Genomic DNA, 20400 nt, shown 5'->3' on the forward strand with positions numbered 1-20400 from the left:
GTGACCGACAATGACGGCGACACCGCCAAGGCCTCGATCGACCTCGGGTCGAAGATCACCATCCATGACGACGGTCCGCTCTTCACCTCAGTCATGGATGCAGTCGTAGCCAACCAGGCCGGCACCAGCTTCACAGGGCTCTATAGCGCGGCTTTCGGCGCGGACGGGCTCGATCATCTGTCGCTCGCGCTTCAAGCGAGTGGCACGTACAGTGGCAACGCGGTCGATTTCGTCCAGAGCACCAGCTCAGGCGTCACGACTGTTCAGGTTCAAGACGCAATCACGCACACTGTGGTCTTCACCTTCTACTACACCGAGACCCCGCAGGCCGACGGCGGTGTGCTGATGCATGCCTATTCGAACTCGGGCGATCCGTCAGGCAGCGCTTTCTTCACGCTCGACCTCAATGCGAACGGCACCTACGACTATACCTTGAACTCTCCGTCGGTGATCACAACGACGACCGTGACCGGCGATTCCGCCTTCGTGTCCTCCGGCGGCGGACAAAATTCGCTCACCTCGCCAGACGGCCAGCTCGTCATCACCGGCGATCTCAACGGCGCTGCGCAGCAAGTCAAAGCGTCGCACAACGGTATTGCGGTAGGTAATACCGGCCTGAGCATGGATACTGGCGAGACCTTGCATCTTGGCTTTGCCCATGAACAGGCGAAAGTAAGTTTCGTTTTGACACAATGGCAAGGTGGTGGCACCGCAAACGTCACGTTCCACGTGCTCGACGACAACGGTGCTACCAGTGTTAAAGACTTCAACATCGGGTCGGTTGCAAAGGGCTCGGGTACAACCTCTATAAGCGTGGTGGAGACTTCAGATAATGCCTTGCTGACGACCAACAACGGGGTCGCATTCAATTCCGCGACCAACACATATACGCTGTATGTCAATCATGACTTTGACAATATCGGAGTCTCGTACAATAGCGGGGGGTCAACCTTCACCGTCAACAGCATCACCTATGGCGAGGTGACGACGATCCACGATCTCACGATGAATTTCGGGTTGTCGGCGACCGACCACGATGGCGACACCTCGACGCTCGCCGATCCCCTGACGATCGCCACAACTTCCTCGCTGACGCTCGACGCACATAACGCAGCGTTTGCCCCGGTCGACGGAAATGACGGGGTCGTCATTGCCGGCGGCTCAGGCAATGACACGCTTATCGGCGCTGATGGGAACGACATCCTCTACGGTGGCGCGGGACTCAACCACATGACCGGCGGCGCGGGCAACGATACGTTCGTGGTCGACCCGTCCAAACTCACGGTCCATGTGGCCGATGTCATCGCAGATTATACAGTTGGCCATGACGTTATCGACCTGTCCGATCTGCTCAAGTCCCTCGGGGCTAACGCGCCGACTACGGACACCCAGGCGGGCGACCTGGTCAATGTCACATCCTCGAACGGGACAGCCCACGTGATGGTCGACGACAACGGCACCGCTGCCGGCGGCAGTATGGTGGAAGTAGCAACATTGACGAACGTTGGCGTCAATTCCGCGATTACCATTCTCTACGATCACGCCCACCCGACCCATACGGAAACTGTGACCTGACGGTATGATCGTTCCGATGGCGCAAACTTGGTGGCTCGGTGGCGTAGCGCGCCACCACGCTTCCATGCTACACTTTAGCGAAGCATGAATTCGCAATTCGAAGAGGGGCTTACATGATGCATTCCGCAAGACTTCTGGCTTCGGCCGCGGCGCTGCTGCTGGCTGGGTCGACGGGCTTTGCCGCCGATATCATCGGCGAGCCGGCGGTGAATTATTGCCGCACCGTCGGCACGTCGGACCTGGTGCTGACCGACAACATGGTCGAGCTCAAGGACCATGTGGTGAAGCTGATGGACGAATCCGTCGCCGTCGCCAACAGCCCGGAATGGATCAACTCGTCGCGCCCCGCCTTCGTCTGGGCCTCGGAAGCCAAGGTCGCCTGCGGCATGGCCTATGGCTACCTCAAGACGAACTACAAGGACGAGGACACGCTCAACAAATGCGAGTGCTTCCACGACCGCATGGTCGAGTACATGAACTGAGCTGACGGGCGAGCGGCACCGGCTGGCCGCGATGGTGGCCGACGGAACGCCGCCGAAGGCGATCGCGCCAGAGCGTTTCACCGTTTCACGTAAACGGCGGAATGCTCTATCCCTTGGTTTTCACGCAATTCTCGACGGAAGGCTGCGGCGAAGTCGCCGAGCGTTTCACGCTTTTCCTGGAATTGCTCTGGCGGTCGCCTTGCTTGGCCTGGGCGAGACGCCTGTCCGTGCCAATTGGCTGGAGCGGCCGCAATCGCAACAGGTGCTGCCCGTGCGCTGCGATGCGGCGCCGGAACGGACCCGCGAGACATTCAAGGCATTCGCAACCTGCCAGGCGTCGCTCTACGGCCTTGAGCCGGTGCTGGCGCATGCGGTGATGGAGATCGAAAGCGGCTTCGATCCCGGCATGCGCGGCGCCGACGGCGAAGTCGGCCTGATGCAGGTCATGCCGGCAACGGCGCGCATGCTTGGCTTTCGCGGTTCGCTCGACGAGCTCGGCGAGCCGGCAACCAACATCGCGCTCGGCGTCAAATACCTGGCGCAGGCAAACAGGCTCGCCGCGGGCGATCTTTGCACGACCGTGATGAAATACCGCGCCGGGCACGGCGAAACCCGCTTCTCGGTACGCTCGGTCGATTACTGCCAGCGCGCACGCGCGATCCTGGCGAGGGAAGGCCTCGACGTGACCGGGCGCTGCCGGTGGCGACGATCGGCTTTTCGAACGATGCGGTCCCCAGCCAGGGCAAGCGCATTTGCGTGCGCCGCCTCTTCGTGCCCGGGCCGCGATACATGAGATGCGCGGACTATCGAAGCCCGGCGCAGGCAAGGGTCATACAGGCGCTGAGAGCGCGGCTCTTCGATGGATAGAGACGGCGCCGGGCGTTAAGATGAATTGAAGACAGACCGGGGAAACTACCCGCCGGCAAATGGGATGGAAGCAGCATGAACCTTGACCGGCAAGCCTGTGGTCCGCGCCTGAAGCGCGCGACGCGCTTCAGGTCCTTGTTCTATGCATGTCGTTCTCCCAAAACCGAGATCACTTTTGGGCGACATGCATTGGCGGCGATCGCCTTCGGGCTCGTCGCGGCGCTGTCGGGCTGCCAGTCCAAGAGCGGCGCGTCGGACGTGCTCGATCCATCGGCGATCGCAGCACCCGCCGGCCAGGCGGGCAACGCGGCAGCCCAGCAGGCGAGCGGCCCAGGCAGCCCTACTCCGGCCAGCTCGACCTCGGCCGGCCCGACTTCGGCCGCCGCCGCCAACGCCAACCTGACGCTCGGCACGGGCGCGACCAAGGTGGCCATGCTGCTGCCGCTTTCGGCCCCCGGAAGCACCGGCGAGAACGGCCGGAAAATGTATGACGGCGCGCGCCTCGCAATGGCCGATCTCGGCGACAAGCTGTTGACGCTGACGATCCAGGACACGCGCGGCGACAGCTCCTTAGCCAAGGACCTCGCGGTGAAGGCGATCACGTCGGGCGCGGCGAAGGTCGTCATCGGACCGTCCGAGCTCGCGGCCACGCAGCACCTTGCCAAGCTCTCCGGCTCGAAGCGGCCGCCGGTGCTGGCGCTGGCCGACAATTTCGCCGGCGGCCCCGGCGTCTATTCCGTGCGGCTCAGCGAAGCCGACAGCGCGGCGGCGGGCGCGGCGGCAATCGCCAGCAAGGGCGCCAAGAAATTCGTGCTGCTGGTGCCGGCGGGCGCGGACTCGAGCCCCATCGAATCGCGGGTCGCCAACGCGCTCAGCATCTATGGCGCGACGCTTGCGGTGACGCTGCCCTATTCGGCGAGCGACGGCGGCGCGAAGGTGGTGTCCGACATGGGCTCGCTGGTCGACGCGCCCGACGCCGTGGTCGTCGCCAGCGGCGACAACAGCCCGACCGCGGTGCTGGCGGCGCTGAAGGCGAAAGGCATCCCGGGCAAGGCGGTGACGCTGATCGGCACCGACCGCTGGCTCGAGCGGCCCATGGATCCGCTCTACGAAGGCGCCTATATCGCGACGCTCGACCAAGGCGAGACCGGGCCGATCGCCGACCGCTTCAAGGCCACCTACAACTACCAGCCGGACGTGAACGTCGCCTATGCCTACGACATGGTGGCGCTGAGCGCGGGCATCGCGAGCTCGGTCGGCCCCGACGGCTTCAACAAGCAGGTGCTGGAAAACGCCAGCGGCTTCCGCGGCTCGACCGGCCTGTTCCGCTTCCGCGCCGACGGCTCGAGCCAGAGGTCGATGCCGTTCTTCAAGGTGGAAAAGGGTAAGTTGAAACTGGTGGAGAAGTCGACGGCTGGGTTTTGAGGATTCAGACCGCCCGAGCAATTGATCGTTGACGGGCGAAGTTATGGCTAAGTGATCGCCGTTAATTTAGCGTCTGGAGCTTCTGCCATTTCGCGCACATGGCTCATCAATCTGACAATCGCGACCGACAACAAGCCAATCGCTGCGCCAGCAATTACGTCTATCAAATGGTGCCCGCCTTCCGGCAGAGTGGACACAATCATGATGGCGTTGACGATGACGGCCACCACAAAAAGTGGGCGCACATCGCGCACGGCGTAGACAACCAAAATACCCAGCGCGGTGTGAAACGATGGGAATGTGACTAGCCCGTCAGCTTTCGACACGATCAACTCATATGGAACGCCGGAACGGAGCAGTGACAGGGTGGAGTAGTGCCACATGCCGGCTTGAGCGGTGAGATTGCTGAAGAGCTCGGGAGCCGGTTTGTAGAATGCATATGCTCCCGCGGCTGGAAAGATGGCCATAAGCGGCCCGGTAAAGAGCGACGACACCGCCATCAGAGCGATGAATTCGAAAACACGATCCTGTCGTTGCCGGTCAAATGGACGAACAGGACGATCGGGACCTGCGGCCCCAGTGCATGATAGGTCCAGAACAAAGTAGAACTTACGACAGGATTTTGATTGCTTGCTGCAAGAAAGCTTATCCAGTCGAAGCCGAGCATGGCGTCGATCGCCGCCAGTTGCCCGTCCAGAAACGGCTTGGTTGTCGCGCTCGCCAGATACATGAATACAGACGTCGCTATGGTCAACGGTATGAATGCTGCAGCCGCCGGCAACAACATAAGCAACGACTTCGAAAGATGTCGTATTACCGACGCCATCACGCCCGTGTCCGACCCAAGTCGCTTCAGAACGAAACTCGCAACGCCCCACGCAGCGATCAGGCCTAGCGCGACTCGCCCCATTTCGAACCAGTTCCGTGGTGAGAACTCGACAGTTGAGAACGGCAACCACACAAGGTCGATTAGCCCGAAAAAAACAATGACCAGAACGATCATTGCAACGTTATTCCGCGCTCCCGCCTCAATGTTGGCGGATGCAATATTGCCAATCAGGCGCCTCAAGAACGGGATTAGCATTGGTGTTGTTCGACAATAGACATTGTATTCGGGGAACGCCTCTCGCAGGACCTTCTCCTCGTTGACCATCCGTCGATATTGAAATGCGAGGACGATCGTGCCAACCGCAACGCTCGCCCATGTCAGGTTGCGCAGGACAATGCCGAGCAGGACAATCGCCTCACAGGCATAGAGCGGATGCCGCACGAACTTGTACGGACCTGCCGTGACGAGCAGCCTTGCCTGTGCAGTGATGCTGAATGATCTGCCTAGCCACCATAGGCACCAAATGCAAAGCGCGAAACCAAACATAGTGACGAGGTTCGCGGCGACCTGAATCTGCGGAATAGTCTCCACGCGTGGCACGGCAATCAACGTTGCAGTGGCAAAGCAACCGATCAATGCTGAGATTCGAGGCTCGATCCCCTGTGCCGACTTCACCGGGGGAAGACGCCCCACTGTTGTCGCAACAATCAGCACGAGGAAACCGAGAGCGGCAATATCGGCCATAACGTCGATAAATCGCGCCCCTGTCCACTCTGGATCGCGCAGCGCCATGACTATGGTCGCTGCCTTCAAAGTCGCGCAGACCGTGAAGTAAAGTGTCATCACGGCACGCCCGATCAGATCACGCGTCTCGAGTGGCGGGAACTTCATTGGTTTTGCCCTTTGGGATGAGCGGGTAGGCGAGTTGCTCGACATAAGTCGGCGGGATGGGATCATCCACGCCGTAGCGCTCTGGGACTCTGTCGCCGGGCAGGTGCATACTCCCAAAGAGCAGGTCGATAAATGCAAGCTGACCCGCGAAATTCTTGTCGTATGCCGCGCGCTCGTGGGCGTGATGCCAATGATGGAACTGGGGTGATGCGACAAGCCATCGAAACGGGCCGATATTCAGCTTTACATTGGCGTGCAGCAACAAGCCGTGGGCGTGAAAAATGACCGCGAAGAGCGAGATCGCGGGGCTGCTGAAACCCAGCAAATACAGCGGCACGAAAGACGCGCCTTTGGTGAGAGCCAAGTCTACGGGATGGATCCTGTGCGCCGCCAGCCAATCGAGTTCTTCAATGCTGTGATGGATTGCATGAAAGCGCCACAAGAACGGGATGGCGTGAAAGGCGCGATGCGCACCGTAGAAGCCGAAGTCCGCGATTACTATGATCTCCGCCAATTGCAGCCAAAACGGCTGGGATGACATGGCCTGGCCCACGTAGACCGGCACCAGCACGCCTACCGTGCTCGTTGCGAGCGCAACAATGGCGATAAGACCAACGGTTGTCGGGACACTGTTGAAGAGAGCGTAAATCAGGTCGTTGAAGAACGCCTTCCTCAGTATCCGTTGGTTCGGTCGCAGGGCGAACAGGTGTTCAATCGGAACGAAGATCAGAACCGCAATCAAAAGCGCTTTGAAATTGAACAGAGTAGTCATTCGGCGCCCCGCCAACAACACGCAATCCAACCACTTCGCCGGTTTAAGCGCAAGCTAATGGTTTCCAAAGGGTTAATCCGGCATCGTCCGAAGCCGCGCGATGTCATAGGTGAAAGCATCGACACCTCCAGAAGAGCGTGAGCCAATCACCTACTTGATCTAAATGCCAAGAACCATTGAGCTGTTGTAGATGATCAAGAATCCCAGCGTGCAAATTGACGCGATCGAAATCGGCACGCCAAACGGCACAATGCCCTTGCGGTCCAGATGCTGAACATAAACCCGAAAGGCACCCTCGGGCAGCATAAAAGGATTTTTCACGATCAAAGCGGTCGCCAGCGCCAATACGAGCAGCAGCGCCGAAAACACAACGAGATCACTGCCGCCGATCAGGAAAGGCATGACCGCCATCAGCTTGACGTCGCCGGCTCCAAGCTTGCGTAGCACCCAGAACGGGAACAGTGCGGCGAACAGCACAAGGCCAGCAAATGCGCTCAGGCCCATGTCCCACCACGATCCGGCTTCGACAGACACGAGTTGTAGCGAACCCGCACCCAGGCAAAGCAGCAGCAACACATCGCGGTTGGAAATTTTTTGCGTCGTGAAATCGACCCAGGCGATTCTGGCAAGCAGAGGGATAGCTAGCGCTTTCAGCAGCAGCGACGCGGCTAACAGCATCCTACTGTCGCTCTATGTTCCGCACGCTGGAAGACAGCAGTTTCAGATTGTTGGCCACGGTCGGATCGTTAGGCGCCAATTCATAGGCCTTGAGGAAGTTGCTGCGCGCATCCTGAAGCTTGCCGCGCAGCAAATAGGAATAGCCGACATTGTTGTAATATTCCGGTGTCGCGCCGAGCAGTCGGTAGGCCCTGCCATAGGCCATGTCGGCAAGATCGAAGCGGCGGATGCGGTCGCAAGAGGCGGCGAGACCAAGCCAGGCGACGCCGTCGTTCGGCGCGAGCTTGGTGGCCTTGTAAAATAGAGCGCCGGCGTTGCCGTAATTCTCGGACCGGAACTGCGTCTTCGCCTCGGCAACCGCCTGGTCCGAGGCATAGTAGTCGACGTCGCTGACCGTCTTCAGGCCGTCGAAGGTATCACCAAAGGCGGTGTAGTCGCCTTTGGCCGGCTCATTGGTGCGCACGACACCGCTGGTGTCGTTCGTCTGGCAACCAGCTAGGAAGATAAGCAGCAGGCTGGTCGCGACTGCGAGGCGCTTTGGCCGTGTCATTTTGTGTCCCACGAGTCCCCCGACTCTACCTTAGAAGATAATCATATGACGGATCAGAAGAAAATGCCCTTCATGCGAATGACCACTGGTAACATGACGACCATCATCACAACGGGAAAAATGCAGAGCCCCAAAGGGATCATCATCTTAACCGGCAAAGAATTGGCTTGCTCCTCGGCACGCATAATTCTTTGGTTGCGCATTTCGTCGCTGTAAACCCGCAAGGCGTCTGTCAGGCTGGTGCCGAGTTCCTCAGATTGCCGGAACAGAACCGCCAAAGCCCGTGCCTCTTCAAGCCCGATGCGGTCTGCGAGCTCGCGCAGGGCCTCGCGCAGCGGTTTGCCTGCGCGCAATTGCAAGGTCATGATCGAAAGCTGGATGCCGAGCCATTTGTGGGTACCGGCAAGTTCGTTGCTGACGCGCTCGACCGCCGCCTCGAGACTCATGCCCGCGTCGGCGCAAGTGATGATCATGTCCATGAAATCGGGGAAGCCGCGACGATAGACATGCTTTTGGCTATTCTCGAAGCGGTCGAGCGCCACACTTGGGATAACGATGCATGCCAGCCCGAATACGGCTGCCCCCCCAAAAGCCACGAGACTGGGCAACTGAGGCGGCAAAATGCGGGACAGAAGCGCATAGGCTGCGGCAAAGCCGATGCAGACTGCACCAAGTCGAGAGAGAGTATAGATGAGTGGCGCGCTCGCCTGATAGAAGCCAGCTCGGAAGAGCTTTGCGTCGAGAGCATTCGGCTCGTCACGTTCCTTTTCGATCGACCGGAAGTACGCGTCGACGGGCCGCTGGGCGGCGATCCTGGCCAATTGTTCCTGGCCCACAAGCGAGCGGCGGCTATGAATCCCCTCCGCCATTAGGCTCTGCGCAACCAGTTTTCGCGTCTGCAGAGCAGGTGTGAAGACAAGCGCGCCCAATAGGAAAAGCGTCACGGCTGCCAGGAAAACGGCAATAGAAACCAGGAGGCTAATATCCGGAGTGTTGGAGAATAGGTTCATGGCTCGCCACTCCCGTCAAATGTCGAAATTGACCATGCGATACATGATGAAGTCGCCTAGAAGCGCCCATACGCCAAAGACCGTAAACACCGGCGTAATCAAGGGACTGCTCCATACGTCACCGTAAAAGCTCGGCGCCAAGATCATGAGGATGGCGAGCATGATGAGCGGAAACAAAGAAATGATCCATGCGGACACTCGTCCCTCTGCCGAGAGCGCTCTAATCTTCAACCTGAGTTTCTGCCTATCGCGCAGCACTGTTGAAAGGTTCGACAAAATTTCAGTAAGGTTGCCGCCAGTCTTGGCTTGGATCGAGAGCGACACCGACAGCAGGTGAAGTCCCTCGAAGCCGACGCGTTGCGAGAGTTTTCGTACTGCGTTTTCAAGACTGAGGCCGAAAGTTATCTCGTCGGAGACGATCCCGAATTCAGTGCCGAGAGGGTCCGGCATTTCACGGGCAACCAAGGCTATCGCAACTGTGGTTGGATGTCCCGCGCGCAGAGAGCGCACGATCATATCCAGGGCATCCGGAAGTTGCTTGGCGAATCTCTGAATTCTCTTGACCCGTGCACGTTGGAGAACCAGAAGCGGCAGGACGAACGATACGACCAAAAAAATGACGAGCGAGGAGATAGCAGAGAAGCGTAAGAGAAACGCGAACACCAGGGCGAGAACCGCTCCAGCGATAATGAATATTGCGAGAAACGATATCGGATTCCCGACGATGCCGGATTGAGTGTACAACCTGTTCAGTGCGATGTAACTGAAAAGGTAGTCGCCCGAGCCAGAAAGCCCGCGCTCGCGCAGCAATCCTTGCAATGTCTGTTCGGCCGGAGCGTCGTCAACCAAACGGGTCAAACGACGATTAATCGTCTTAACTCGTGAGCGGCGCTTGGCATACGTAACGTACATGGTCTCGGCCGCGAGGATAACCGACGCCGCTGCGAGAACGTAGATCAAGTAGAGTAATGTCTGGCCGGTCGGCATCACAGAGGAACCTGCGGATTGAAAGCATCCTTGGCGAATTGAAGGCCGAGCGTTGCGGCCTCCTGAGCAAAGCGAGGCCTGATACCGGTGGCCCGGAAGTCTCCGACGATCTGGCCATCTGCCGTCACATCGCGGCGGACGAAATGGTAAAGTTCCTGCAGCTGGACGACATTACCCTCCATGCCGGTCAATTCCGAAATGGAAACGACCCGTCGGCCGCCGTCGGAAAGGCGCTGTGTCTGCACGATGATGTCGATGGCCGACGCGATCTGCGCCCTAATGGAGTCGTTGGTCATCGGCATACCGGCCATGCCGACCATCTGTTCGAGGCGCGATATTGCATCGCGCGGCGTGTTGGCATGGATGGTGGTCATCGAGCCTTCATGGCCGGTGTTCATCGCCTGCAGCATGTCGAAAGCTTCCTCGCCGCGAACTTCGCCGACGATGATGCGATCCGGGCGCATGCGAAGCGCGTTCTTCAGCAATTCGCGCTGACGAACCTCCCCCCTGCCCTCGATGTTGGGCGGCCGCGTCTCCAGCCGGCCTACATGAGGCTGCTGCAGTTGCAATTCCGCCGCGTCCTCGATAGTTACCAGACGCTCCTTTGCCGGGATGTAGCTCGACAAAGCGTTGAGCAAGGTCGTCTTGCCGCTGCCGGTGCCTCCCGAAACCAGGATCGACTTGCGCGTCTGCACGGCGATGCGCAGCAATTCGATCATCGGCTGACGGATCGAATTGAACGCCATCAGTCGCTCCAGCGAATAAGGACTTTTGGAGAATTTGCGGATCGACACCAGCGGGCCATCGACAGAAATCGGCCGAACCGCGATATTAACGCGCGATCCATCTGCCAAGCGAGCGTCGACCATCGGCGCCGATTCGTCGACACGCCTGCCGATAGCCGAGACGATCTTGTTAATAACGCGCAGCAGATGGGCCTCGTCGCGGAAGCGAATCGAGGTTTCCTCAAGCACGCCGCGGCGTTCGATAAACACGTGCTTGTGCGTATTGATCAATATGTCAGCGATGGAGTCGTCCTTGAGCAACGGTTCGATGGGCCCCAATCCAAGCATCTCGTCTGCTGTGTCGCTGGTGAGTTGATCGAGCTCGCGTGCATTCAGCGGCACATTTCGGCCGCGCACGAACTCGCGCACGATCGGCCGGATCTCGTTCAGGATCTCGTCCTTGGATGCGGTTTCGAGAACAGCGAGATTGAACCGATCTATAAGATGACGATGCAGATCGACCTTTAATGTCAGGAAATCATCATTATGCGGTTCGGCTTCGGCAGCAGCAATGCTGGCCGGCCCGCTCAACGTAGCTACCGACGTTGCCGGCTGCGGCGTCCGCTGTTCACCTTGCCCTTTGATGAAGCGACCCAACATGCCGCCCGCCCCCTTTTTATTTCCCCAGACTGGAAACTAAGCGTTAACCACGAGAGGCACAAGCGGCATGCGTGCCTAACTGGGTATATTACTTGTGACATAGTTAAAAAATGAGCATAAATCCGTATGAATATTTTCCCCCTTCTCCCCGGTTGCAGACTAAAGTCCTAAGACCTTTGCCGCATAGTCCGCCATTAGTCCGGCTAAATCATTAGATATAATGAATTATGTGATATTTCTAATATGGCCCTAACGAGGCATGACCTAGGCATAATTGTGAATGAATGGTTAAGATGGCTTGAAAAATGAAGCGAATCAAACGCTTGTGCAAATTGAAGCGGCCGCAAATCGAGTATTGAAAGGTTAAGCATCCGTTAATCCGTTTGACACTGCTTTTTCGCGGGACCTAGGATTGAACTTGACGGGGGATGCTTGGGTATGGGGTTCATTCCTTGCTTCTGTCTCGTCGGGTTCAAACCTCTCAAGGGAGAAAATTGGCATGAACAAGCTCATGACGATGACCCGGCAGTTCCGCGACGACGAAAACGGCGCTGCTATGGTCGAATACACGATCTTGCTCGGCATGATCACCGTGGCGGTGATCGCCACGATTATCATCGTCGGCAATTGGGTCGTGGGCCGGTGGACTACGCTTGCGGCGGCGCTGCCGTGACATCTTGATGGCAACCGACGCCGGGAGGGATCCCGGTGTCGGTTAGACTGGCAAAGCACGGATGATGACGGGGGATGCTCGGGTATGGATTTCATCCTCGGCTCGTCTCGTCGGGTTAAAGGGAGAAATTGGCATGAAAAAGCTCATGACGATGACCCGGCAGTTCCGCGACGATGAAAACGGCGCTGCTATGGTCGAATACACGATCTTGCTCGGCATGATCACCGTGGCGGTGATCGCGACTATTATTATTGTCGGCAACTGGGTTGTTGGTCAGTGGACCACGCTTTCGGCAGCCTTGCCGTGACAACTTATGGCTGACGCCGGGGTCTTCCCCGGCGTCGACCAGACGGGGCGCCAATTTGGCGGGGGAAGCTATGCGTGCAAATACCATAATCATGATTGTCCTGGCCGGCGTGTTTGGCGTGCTCGCCGTGGTACTCGCCAATATTTGGCTGGCTAGCCAGCGCAGTGCCTTGGCGCGGACCGAAGACGTCCCGAGCGATACGGTCGTTGTGGCAGCAGTTCCGCTGAAGTTCGGCGACACGCTGTCAGCGGACAAATTGCGCGAAGTCGCCTGGCCATCCGGCGCAGTTCCGACTGGTGCCTTCAACACGGCTAAGGAACTGCTTGAGGGCGAAGGCGCAAAGCAGGCGCTGCAGGCGATCGGCGTTAACGAGCCGATTCTTGCGACCAAGATCACAGGGCCAGGCCAACGCGCTACCCTCTCTGCGGTGATCGCGGAAGGCATGAAGGCTGTGTCCATTCGAGTGAATGATGTACTCGGTGTCGCAGGGTTCGTGTTCCCGGGCGATCGTGTCGACGTGCTGTTGACTCGTACGGTACGCAACGCCGACGGCACAGATAAGAGTTTCGTCGATGTGCTGCTGCAGAGCGTGAAGGTGCTCGCCGTCGATCAGGTCGCCGATGAAAGCAAGGACAGCCCCACGGTGGTGAAGGCCGTCACGGTCGAGGTCAACACCAAGGATGCCCAAAAGCTGACACTCGCCGCGGGCGCCGGGCAATTGTCGCTGGCACTGCGCCAGGCGGCGGCCAGCAAGGGCGAGACGACGGAGCGCATCACACTATCCGATCTTACCGGGGAGACGCCCGAGGATGTTGCCAAGCGGCAAGCGGAATTGGCCAGGCAGGCTGCCGCCGATGCGGCGGCTGCGGAAGAGCGCAAGCGAGCCGAAGACAAGCTTAATGGGCTGACCCAAGCAGTCGACCGGGTAGGTGACCGGATAGATCAATTGAGCAAGGTGAAGCCCGTCCCCGCTGTGGCGCCCGCACCACAAGTGCAGGAAGTTGTAAAGGAAGTGGTAAAATATGTGCAGCCGGAGCCACCAGCTCGCGCTACAATAGGTGTCTTTCGCGGCGTGAAGCTCGAAACATACGACGTGCCGCGACAAGACTGACGAGGGTCGGCGCGGCGGGGCTGCCACCGGCAGCATTAGGGGAGACGGGGAATGAAGGGGTTTTGTGTAAGGATGGCGGCGGCCGCGCTATCCGTTGTTGGTGTATCGGCGATATTGGAGCATGCGGCCAGAGCGGCTGACCGCTTCATCGACGTGTCGAGCCCGTCGCTGCACCGCGTGTTCGTGCCCGTTTCTCAATCCGTCACGATCCAGGTCAGTTCCACACTCGGCGATATCGTCGTCGGCGACGAGAAGATCGCCGACGCGCAGCCGATGACCGACAAGACTCTCTATATTATCGGCAAGAGCCTCGGCACCACCACCGTCAACCTGTTTTCCGAGGACAAGCGCTCGCTGGGAGCCATCCAGATCGAGGTCGGCCAGGATGTCAGCGACATGGCGGTCGCGATCCGCCAGGTGGCGCCAAAGGCGCGCATCGAGATCGGCTCGATCAACGGCAAGGTCCGACTGAGCGGCCACGTCAAGGACGCCGCGACGCTGGCATCCATCGTGGAAGTCACGCAGCAATACGGGCCTGACTCCATCATCAACGCCGTCACAATCGACGACAGCGAGCAGGTCAATCTGTCGGTACGCATCCTCGAGGCCAAGCGCAATGCCGGCCGTGATCTTGGCGTGTCGATCAGGAGCACCAATGGACGCGGGACGACGCGGACCGGAACTGGCGTTGCCGCTGTCGACGAGGACGGTGTTGTACTCGGACCCGGCGACCTTCTGAGCGGTCTGCTGTCCACTGGAAGTCCGTTTGGAGCGCTGATTACCCGCGTCATCGACAACAACATCAAGGTCGACCTGATCATCGAGGCGCTGGAGTCCAAAGGCGTCGTGCGCCTGTTAGCGGAGCCCAATCTCACAACAGTTTCCGGCGAAACCGCCAGCTTCAACGCCGGTGGCGAGGTGCCTATCCGCAGCGTCAACAGCCAAGGCGAGATCGAGATCCAGTTCAAGCAGTTCGGTGTCAATCTGAACTTCACGCCTGTCGTGTTGGACGACGGCAAGATCCACATGAAGCTGGCGCCAGAAGTGAGCGACCTGACCGGATTTACTCCCGCGGGCGATCCGATCTTCACCAACCGCAAGCTGGCGACCGTGGTCAATCTGCGTGACGGCCAGAGCTTCGCTGTGGGCGGTCTGCTCTCCAGCAAGAACACCAGGCTGCAGGAGCAGGTTCCCTGGCTGGGCCAGGTGCCGATCATCGGCGCGCTGTTCAAGAACTCGAGCACACAGAAGGAAGAAACCGAGCTGGTCGTCATCGTCACGCCGCATCTCGTACGGCCGGTGAAGCCCGGCGAGCAGTTGGCGACCCCGCTCGACAAGACCAAGCCCGCCAACGATCCGGAGCTGTTCCTGCTCGGCCAGCTCGAAGTCAACAAGGACATGATCCGGAAATATGAGCATGGCGACGGCGTCACCGGCCCCTATGGCCACATGCTGGATGTGAAATCGAAGGACAAGCTGGTCTATGTCAAGAAATAAGCTCGTGCTCGTCCTTCTCGGCTCCAGCCTGCTTGCGGGCTGCGCGGCCGACTATCTGAACAACTACGACACGACGACGCTGAATTCCGGCGACTCGCAGAAAGCCAACGAGCTGCTGCAGACAGTCGACCCGTACAATCCGGCTTCGAACAATACGAGGATCGAAGGCGACGGGGCACGTTCCGTCGCCGTTGTCCAGAAATACAAGCTTCCGCCCGCGCCGGCGCCGTCGACGAACATGACGGTCAATGTCGGCCCGGCGGGTGCGAGCACGCAGTGAGCTGAACGAAAGGATGCGGCTGTGTCGGGCATGCGAGGAGCCTGACACGAAAGGGGTAAAGGGTAGGGCCATGTTGCGAATCATTCGCGCGTTCTGGCGTGACCAAAGGGGAATAGCGCTGATACTCGTCAGCGTGACACTGCCGGCGATCATCGGCTTTTCGCTGCTGGCGATCGACATGAGCCGGGTCAACAACCTGCACAATGATCTGCAGAAGGCGGCTGACGCGTTTGCTCTTGCGGGGGCAGCGGAGCTCGACGGGACGACTGGCGCCTGGGTGCGCGCAGAGCGCGCCATGGCAACGCTGGTCAGCAATGAGGGCCGTTTCTCGACGGTCCCACCGAACGGCAGGTTTACCCTGTCCTCTGGACAGCCTGGCGGCGCCCTGCGATGCAACAGCGCGGGGAACATCTCCTGGTGTTTCCTGAAGACGATCCCAAACGATAATGTGGCGATCACCACCGCCAATTACGCCAACACCGATCCCGCGGTTGGCGAGCTGGAGACTCGGTTTGTTCAAGTAACAGTCACGCCGACCGGCTTTGCCGCCATCTTCCCCGTTTCGTTCCTGTCCAATACAGCGACGGGTTCATTCAATGTGGGTGCGGTAGCTGTAGCCGGCTTCAGATCGAGCGTCTGCGACTATACCCCCGTCTTCATGTGCAATCCTTACGAGGATACTAGCATTACTGGCGGCGTCACGCTGGAAATGGCGGCCAACCAGCAGCAGTACCGCCGGCGCCAGATCCTTTTGCGTGACAATGGCTTCTATGAGCCAGGCAACTTCGCGTTTCTTGCCTCGCCCGAGGGCAACGGCGCGCAAGCGCTGGAAGCATCGCTGGCCCGCGTCAAGCCGGTCGGCTGTTACGCCCAAGATGGCGTCGACACAGAGCCGGGGCAAAGTACCGGACCGGTGCAGGACGGACTGAATGCCCGTTTCGGTATCAGCAGGAGCTACATCGGATCTGCCAATGGACCGGCGAAAAACGTCCGCATGGGGCTCAAAAGCATAAACTGCAATAACGGCCAAACCGACTTTGAAACCGACCCCACCAAGGGTGTTGGCCTTGAGCGCGATTCCTGCCTGACCGCGGGCAACTGCACGCTGATGGGCGGACGCATGGGCACTGGCGACTGGAATGCCAGCCGCTACTGGGCGGCCAATCATCCAACGCGCGGCGCCTTGCCTCAGTCGCTTGTCGGAGCCACGCGCTATGAAATGTACCGCTATGAACTCGATCCCGACGGGAATCCTGCCACCAGCGACAGCATCGCCGGCGATGCCGCGGTGAGCGGGGAGACCGGCAACCCGTCCTGCAGCCAGACGCCTGTCACGACAGTGGACCGGCGCATCCTCTATGGTGCCATCATAGATTGCCAGGCGATCGGGGGGTTCAACGGTCGCGCCAACAATATCCCGGTGCGTGCCTTCGGCAGCTTCTTCATGACCGAGCCGATCAAGGACAGCAAGGATATCTATGTCGAGCTGGTCGACATCACCGGCAAGGGCGGCCGCGGCACACTCGACAATTTCCTGCGCGACGAAGCGCAGCTTTACCGGTGACGGCAATGTTCAAGATGCTGTCCCGTCAGTTCGTTCGATTCAGACGCGACCAGCGCGGGGCGGTGCTTATCGAGATGACGCTGATCACGCCCCTGATGCTGTTCCTGTCGGCGGGCGTGTTCGAGTTCGGCAATCTCATCCACGACAAGCTGCTGATGGAGGCTGGGCTTACGGACGCAGCTCGCTTTGCGGCCCGCTGCAACAGCCAGATGTATACCGATGCCGGATTGACAATCGATTGCACAGGTACCGCTGCGAATATCGCAGTGTTCGGCAATGCGACAGGGTCGGGAACTCCGCGCCTCATCGGATGGCAGACGACGGATGTGACGGTGTCCACTAATTTCGGTTGCTACGACGCCGTGGTCGCCGGGGTCACCAAGTATCGCTCAACAACGGCGCAGGTCTGCACCGTCAGGGCGGCGGGCACGTTCGCCTACGCAGGCGTCGGCATGCTTGCCTTGATCGGCGTTAGCCCGATTACCTTGAGCGGCTACCACGACGAACGGTTGATCCGGTTTTGATCATGATCAGGCGTTTTGCAAAATCAGAGGATGGCGCGGCAATGGTCGAAATGACCATCGTCTCGACACTGCTGTTTGCGCTTGTGCTGGGCTTCGTCGATTTCGGCAATGCATTTTACCAGTGGAACGAGGCGACCAAGGCCGTGCAGATCGGTGCAAGGTTGGCATCGATTTCCGATCCGGTTGCAACCAACCTGACGGCAGCCGCTCCGACTACAACGCCCGGCGCTCCGGTCGTTGCAGGCGCATATGGTCCCTTTGCCTGCTCGTATACCGGAGCCACAGGCTCCTGCACCAATGGCGGCACATTCAACGCGGCCAATTTCAGCCGCATATTCCGTGGCGATACGGCTGTCACCAACGACGATACCTGCCCGGCTCTGGCGGCAAATCAGCGCCCCGGCATGTGTCACTTCTTCTCTGGATTGCGCCGCGACAACGTCCTGATCACCTATGAGGCCACGGGCCTCGGTTACCAAACCCGGCTCGGCGGCCCGGTTCCGACGATCACAGTCAGCCTTCAAAACCGGACCTTCCAGTTCTTCTTCCTCCAAGGACTGATGGGCTTTGCAAATATCAACATGCCCTCCATGCTGAGCACGGTTACGGGCGAAGACATGAAGACCACCGCGCCATGAACGCTATCGACACCAGAGTTCTCCCAACCAAGCGAAAGCAGGTTGCGCTGTTTTCGTCGGATGCGAACTTCAGGCACGACGTCACCACCCGGCTCGACGCGCTGGCGATCTATGACGTCAAGATCTCGGAAGCGGCGGAATTCCTGAAGGGGCCGCCTGTCGACAGCCGCCCGGGCATCATCATCCTCGACGTCGCCAATGGCGAGCTGCTCGCCAATCCGGCCATCGTCGAGGCGCGCGCGGCCTGGGCCTCGGTGCCGCTGATCGCGATCTCCGACGAGCTCACCTCCGAGCAGACGCGCGTTCTGGTGCGCATGAATGCGTCCGACTGGCTGCACAAGCCGCTCGACGCCAAGGAGCTGCTCAACGCCGTCACCTTCCACGACACCGGCAGCCAGGGCACCAAGAGCCGCATCATCACCTTCATCGCCGCCAGCGGCGGCGCCGGCGCCACCACGCTGGCGATCTCGGCGGCGGAGCATCTTGCCTCGAAGTCGTCCGAGCGGGCGGCCTCGACCTGCCTCGTCGACCTCGACTTCCAGAGCGCCAATTGCGGCGCCTATCTCAACCAGTTCAACCAGTTCGACCTGACCGGCATCATCGGCCAGCCGGACCGGCTCGATGTCGAGCTGATGGACGTCATCAAGCTGTCGCGGCCGTCCGGCCTCACGCTCTATTCCTTCGAGCGGCCGCAACTGCCGTTCGAGCCGCACGGTTCCGACTTCGTCTTCCGGCTGCTCGATCTCGTCGCCTACCGCTTCGACGACATCGTCATCGACCTGCCCAATATCGAGACGCCGTGGCACGATTCGGTGCTGCGCACGAGCGACGAGATCTTCATCGTCTTCGAGCTCAACGTCGCCTCGCTCAGGCAAGGCAAGCGGCTCTACAAGAAGATCCGCGAATTGCGCGGCAACAAAGTCAACATCACGCTGGTCGCCAACAAGCACAAGCGCAAATGGTTCGGCAACCACTTCTCGCGCAGCGAGCTGGAGAAGATCTTCAAGGCGCCGCACATCAAGTCGCTGGCGCTGGACAACGCGCTTCTGGCCGACGCGCTGAACCGCGCCATCCTGCCGTCCGAGGTGGACGGACGCGCGCGCTTCAACAAGGACTTGAAACGCATGTTCAAGGAGCGGCTGGACAATGCCCAGCGCTAGAGCAATTGCAGGAAAAGTGCGAAGCGGTTTTCCGTCCGCAATTGCGGCAAAGCAAATGCTTCGCATAGCCAGGCGTCTTGCCGCCGCCGGCCTGATCGGCATCGCGCTGGCGTCGGCCTGCGAGGTAGCGATGGCAGGGTCTAGCCTGCCGCCGCTACCGGCCATGGGCCCCAGCCTGCGCAAGGCGGTCGCCTTCCAGACCGGCGAGCAGCCCGGCACGATCATCATCCGCAAAAACGAGAAGGCGCTCTATCTGGTGACGGGCCAGGGCCAGGCGCTGCGCTACCAGATCAGCGTCGGCCGCGACGGCTTCGGCTGGACCGGAACGGTCAAGGTTGCGTCGAAGACCGAGTGGCCGGAATGGCGCCCGCCCAAGGAAATGCGCGCGCGCCAGCCGGAACTGCCGGCCATGGTGCCGGCCGGCCCCTACAATCCGCTCGGCGCCAGGGCGCTATACCTCGCGCGCGACGGGCGCGATACGCTCTATCGCATCCATGGCACCAACGATCCCAAGGGCGTCGGTTTCGACGGCACGTCCGGATGCTTCCGGCTGACGAACACCGATGTGATCGATCTCTTCAAGCGCGTCACGGTGGGCGCAAAGGTGGTGGTTGAATGACGATGATCAGCGAGCCGGACGTTCCGGCAATCGAGCTTGGCGAACGGGAAAAGGCCCCGGGCAGGCCGAGCCGGGCAAGAACCATCGGGGTGGTCGCGGTAGGCGCCGTGCTCGTCACCGTCGTCAATGTGACGGCCGCAATCTATCTCTATCGCGGCGTCAACGACCTCAAGACGGTGGAGGCGAGGCTGGAACAGCTCGGCCAGTTCGAGCAGCGGATCGGCGCCCGCATCGATACCGTCAACAACGGTTTCCAGAGCCGGTTCGAGACGCTGGACCGGCAGCTGCAGGCGAATTTCGGCCGGATCAGCGGCAATCTCGCCAAACTGGAACAAGGCCAGCCGGTTGCCGCCAGCGAGCCGGCGCCCAGCGCGCCCGAGCCAACCACGCTGCTCGACAATACCACGGTGGCGGATGCGTCCTCGGTCGAGGAAAGCGGCGCCGATTATCCCGGCTACGCGCCGCACTTGTTCAAGCGGAAGGTCGCGCCTCCAGGCCCCAATCCAGCCTATCAGCGCATCCAGCAGCCCGACGGCAAGGTCTATTACAAGAAGATCAACTGAGCGTCCGGCCAAT

At 59.9% G+C, this 20400-nt stretch carries 23 protein-coding genes; 15 read left to right on the forward strand and 8 right to left on the reverse strand.

Going from position 1 to position 20400, the window contains the following annotated elements:
- From AC0L2L_RS23195 to AC0L2L_RS23210, 4 genes are all read left to right on the forward strand, one after another.
- On the forward strand, positions 1–1575 hold a 1575-nt coding region (locus AC0L2L_RS23195), incomplete at its 5' end, for a type I secretion C-terminal target domain-containing protein (protein ID WP_473581459.1).
- 113 nt (positions 1576–1688) lie between these two features.
- Complete coding sequence (locus tag AC0L2L_RS23200) at positions 1689–2057, forward strand: hypothetical protein (protein WP_027170035.1); 369 nt, start codon at positions 1689–1691, stop codon at positions 2055–2057.
- A 199-nt stretch (positions 2058–2256) separates the two neighbouring features.
- Positions 2257–2850 carry a lytic transglycosylase domain-containing protein gene (locus AC0L2L_RS23205; RefSeq protein ID WP_473581461.1) on the forward strand — a complete coding sequence of 198 codons (594 nt, stop codon included), beginning with the start codon at positions 2257–2259 and terminating at the stop codon, positions 2848–2850.
- A gap of 263 nt (positions 2851–3113) precedes the next feature.
- Positions 3114–4349: an ABC transporter substrate-binding protein gene (locus tag AC0L2L_RS23210; RefSeq protein WP_473581462.1), complete on the forward strand. Its 1236-nt coding sequence runs from the start codon at positions 3114–3116 to the stop codon at positions 4347–4349.
- Between the two features lie 47 nt (positions 4350–4396).
- On the opposite strand, the gene AC0L2L_RS23215 is transcribed toward AC0L2L_RS23210, so the two are convergent.
- The 8 genes from AC0L2L_RS23215 to AC0L2L_RS23250 form a co-directional block, all read right to left on the reverse strand.
- A complete protein-coding gene (locus AC0L2L_RS23215) occupies positions 4397–4849 on the reverse strand; it encodes a phosphatase PAP2 family protein (RefSeq protein ID WP_473581464.1) in 453 nt (150 codons plus the stop codon).
- Positions 4849–6069, reverse strand: coding sequence for a methyltransferase family protein (locus tag AC0L2L_RS23220; RefSeq protein ID WP_473581466.1), 1221 nt, complete (start codon positions 6067–6069; stop codon positions 4849–4851). Before AC0L2L_RS23220 ends, AC0L2L_RS23215 begins: the two co-directional genes overlap by 1 nt.
- Positions 6041–6841: a sterol desaturase family protein gene (locus AC0L2L_RS23225; RefSeq protein WP_473581468.1), complete on the reverse strand. Its 801-nt coding sequence runs from the start codon at positions 6839–6841 to the stop codon at positions 6041–6043. Before AC0L2L_RS23225 ends, AC0L2L_RS23220 begins: the two co-directional genes overlap by 29 nt.
- A gap of 159 nt (positions 6842–7000) precedes the next feature.
- Complete coding sequence (locus AC0L2L_RS23230) at positions 7001–7519, reverse strand: prepilin peptidase (protein ID WP_473581469.1); 519 nt, start codon at positions 7517–7519, stop codon at positions 7001–7003.
- Position 7520: 1 nt separating this feature from the next.
- The gene (locus tag AC0L2L_RS23235) at positions 7521–8069 is read right to left on the reverse strand and encodes a tetratricopeptide repeat protein (protein ID WP_473581471.1); all 549 of its coding nucleotides are present in this window, start codon (positions 8067–8069) and stop codon (positions 7521–7523) included.
- A 53-nt stretch (positions 8070–8122) separates the two neighbouring features.
- Positions 8123–9079: a type II secretion system F family protein gene (locus AC0L2L_RS23240; RefSeq protein ID WP_473581472.1), complete on the reverse strand. Its 957-nt coding sequence runs from the start codon at positions 9077–9079 to the stop codon at positions 8123–8125.
- Positions 9080–9094: 15 nt separating this feature from the next.
- A complete protein-coding gene (locus AC0L2L_RS23245) occupies positions 9095–10066 on the reverse strand; it encodes a type II secretion system F family protein (RefSeq protein WP_473581474.1) in 972 nt (323 codons plus the stop codon).
- On the reverse strand, positions 10066–11451 hold the full coding sequence (locus AC0L2L_RS23250; protein ID WP_473581476.1) for a CpaF family protein: 1386 nt from the start codon (positions 11449–11451) through the stop codon (positions 10066–10068). Before AC0L2L_RS23250 ends, AC0L2L_RS23245 begins: the two co-directional genes overlap by 1 nt.
- Before the next feature lie 499 nt (positions 11452–11950).
- On the opposite strand from AC0L2L_RS23250, the gene AC0L2L_RS23255 reads away from it, so the two are divergent.
- From AC0L2L_RS23255 to AC0L2L_RS23305, 11 genes are all read left to right on the forward strand, one after another.
- The gene (locus AC0L2L_RS23255) at positions 11951–12124 is read left to right on the forward strand and encodes a Flp family type IVb pilin (RefSeq protein WP_473581478.1); all 174 of its coding nucleotides are present in this window, start codon (positions 11951–11953) and stop codon (positions 12122–12124) included.
- A 133-nt stretch (positions 12125–12257) separates the two neighbouring features.
- The gene (locus AC0L2L_RS23260) at positions 12258–12431 is read left to right on the forward strand and encodes a Flp family type IVb pilin (RefSeq protein WP_473581479.1); all 174 of its coding nucleotides are present in this window, start codon (positions 12258–12260) and stop codon (positions 12429–12431) included.
- Positions 12432–12501: 70 nt separating this feature from the next.
- Positions 12502–13542, forward strand: coding sequence for a Flp pilus assembly protein CpaB (cpaB, locus tag AC0L2L_RS23265; protein WP_473581481.1), 1041 nt, complete (start codon positions 12502–12504; stop codon positions 13540–13542).
- Between the two features lie 51 nt (positions 13543–13593).
- Positions 13594–15039, forward strand: a complete 1446-nt coding sequence (locus tag AC0L2L_RS23270) for a type II and III secretion system protein family protein (protein ID WP_473581483.1) — start codon at positions 13594–13596, stop codon at positions 15037–15039.
- The gene (locus AC0L2L_RS23275; protein WP_473581484.1) at positions 15026–15319 is read left to right on the forward strand and encodes a hypothetical protein; all 294 of its coding nucleotides are present in this window, start codon (positions 15026–15028) and stop codon (positions 15317–15319) included. Before AC0L2L_RS23270 ends, AC0L2L_RS23275 begins: the two co-directional genes overlap by 14 nt.
- A gap of 70 nt (positions 15320–15389) precedes the next feature.
- A complete protein-coding gene (locus tag AC0L2L_RS23280) occupies positions 15390–16883 on the forward strand; it encodes a TadE/TadG family type IV pilus assembly protein (RefSeq protein ID WP_473581486.1) in 1494 nt (497 codons plus the stop codon).
- A 5-nt stretch (positions 16884–16888) separates the two neighbouring features.
- Positions 16889–17407 (forward strand): TadE/TadG family type IV pilus assembly protein, encoded by a 519-nt coding sequence (locus AC0L2L_RS23285; RefSeq protein WP_473581488.1) that lies wholly within the window; start codon positions 16889–16891, stop codon positions 17405–17407.
- 41 nt (positions 17408–17448) lie between these two features.
- The gene (locus tag AC0L2L_RS23290; protein ID WP_473581490.1) at positions 17449–18045 is read left to right on the forward strand and encodes a TadE family protein; all 597 of its coding nucleotides are present in this window, start codon (positions 17449–17451) and stop codon (positions 18043–18045) included.
- Positions 18042–19205 (forward strand): CpaE/TadZ family protein, encoded by a 1164-nt coding sequence (locus AC0L2L_RS23295; RefSeq protein ID WP_473581492.1) that lies wholly within the window; start codon positions 18042–18044, stop codon positions 19203–19205. The genes AC0L2L_RS23290 and AC0L2L_RS23295 overlap by 4 nt, the downstream gene beginning before the upstream one ends.
- 55 nt (positions 19206–19260) lie before the next feature.
- Complete coding sequence (locus tag AC0L2L_RS23300; RefSeq protein ID WP_473581494.1) at positions 19261–19824, forward strand: L,D-transpeptidase; 564 nt, start codon at positions 19261–19263, stop codon at positions 19822–19824.
- Entirely contained in the window at positions 19821–20387 is a 567-nt protein-coding gene (locus AC0L2L_RS23305) for a hypothetical protein (RefSeq protein WP_473581496.1), read from the forward strand. Before AC0L2L_RS23300 ends, AC0L2L_RS23305 begins: the two co-directional genes overlap by 4 nt.
- The last annotated feature ends 13 nt before the right edge of the window (positions 20388–20400 follow it).

This window comes from Mesorhizobium sp. WSM4832 (genome assembly GCF_055811115.1).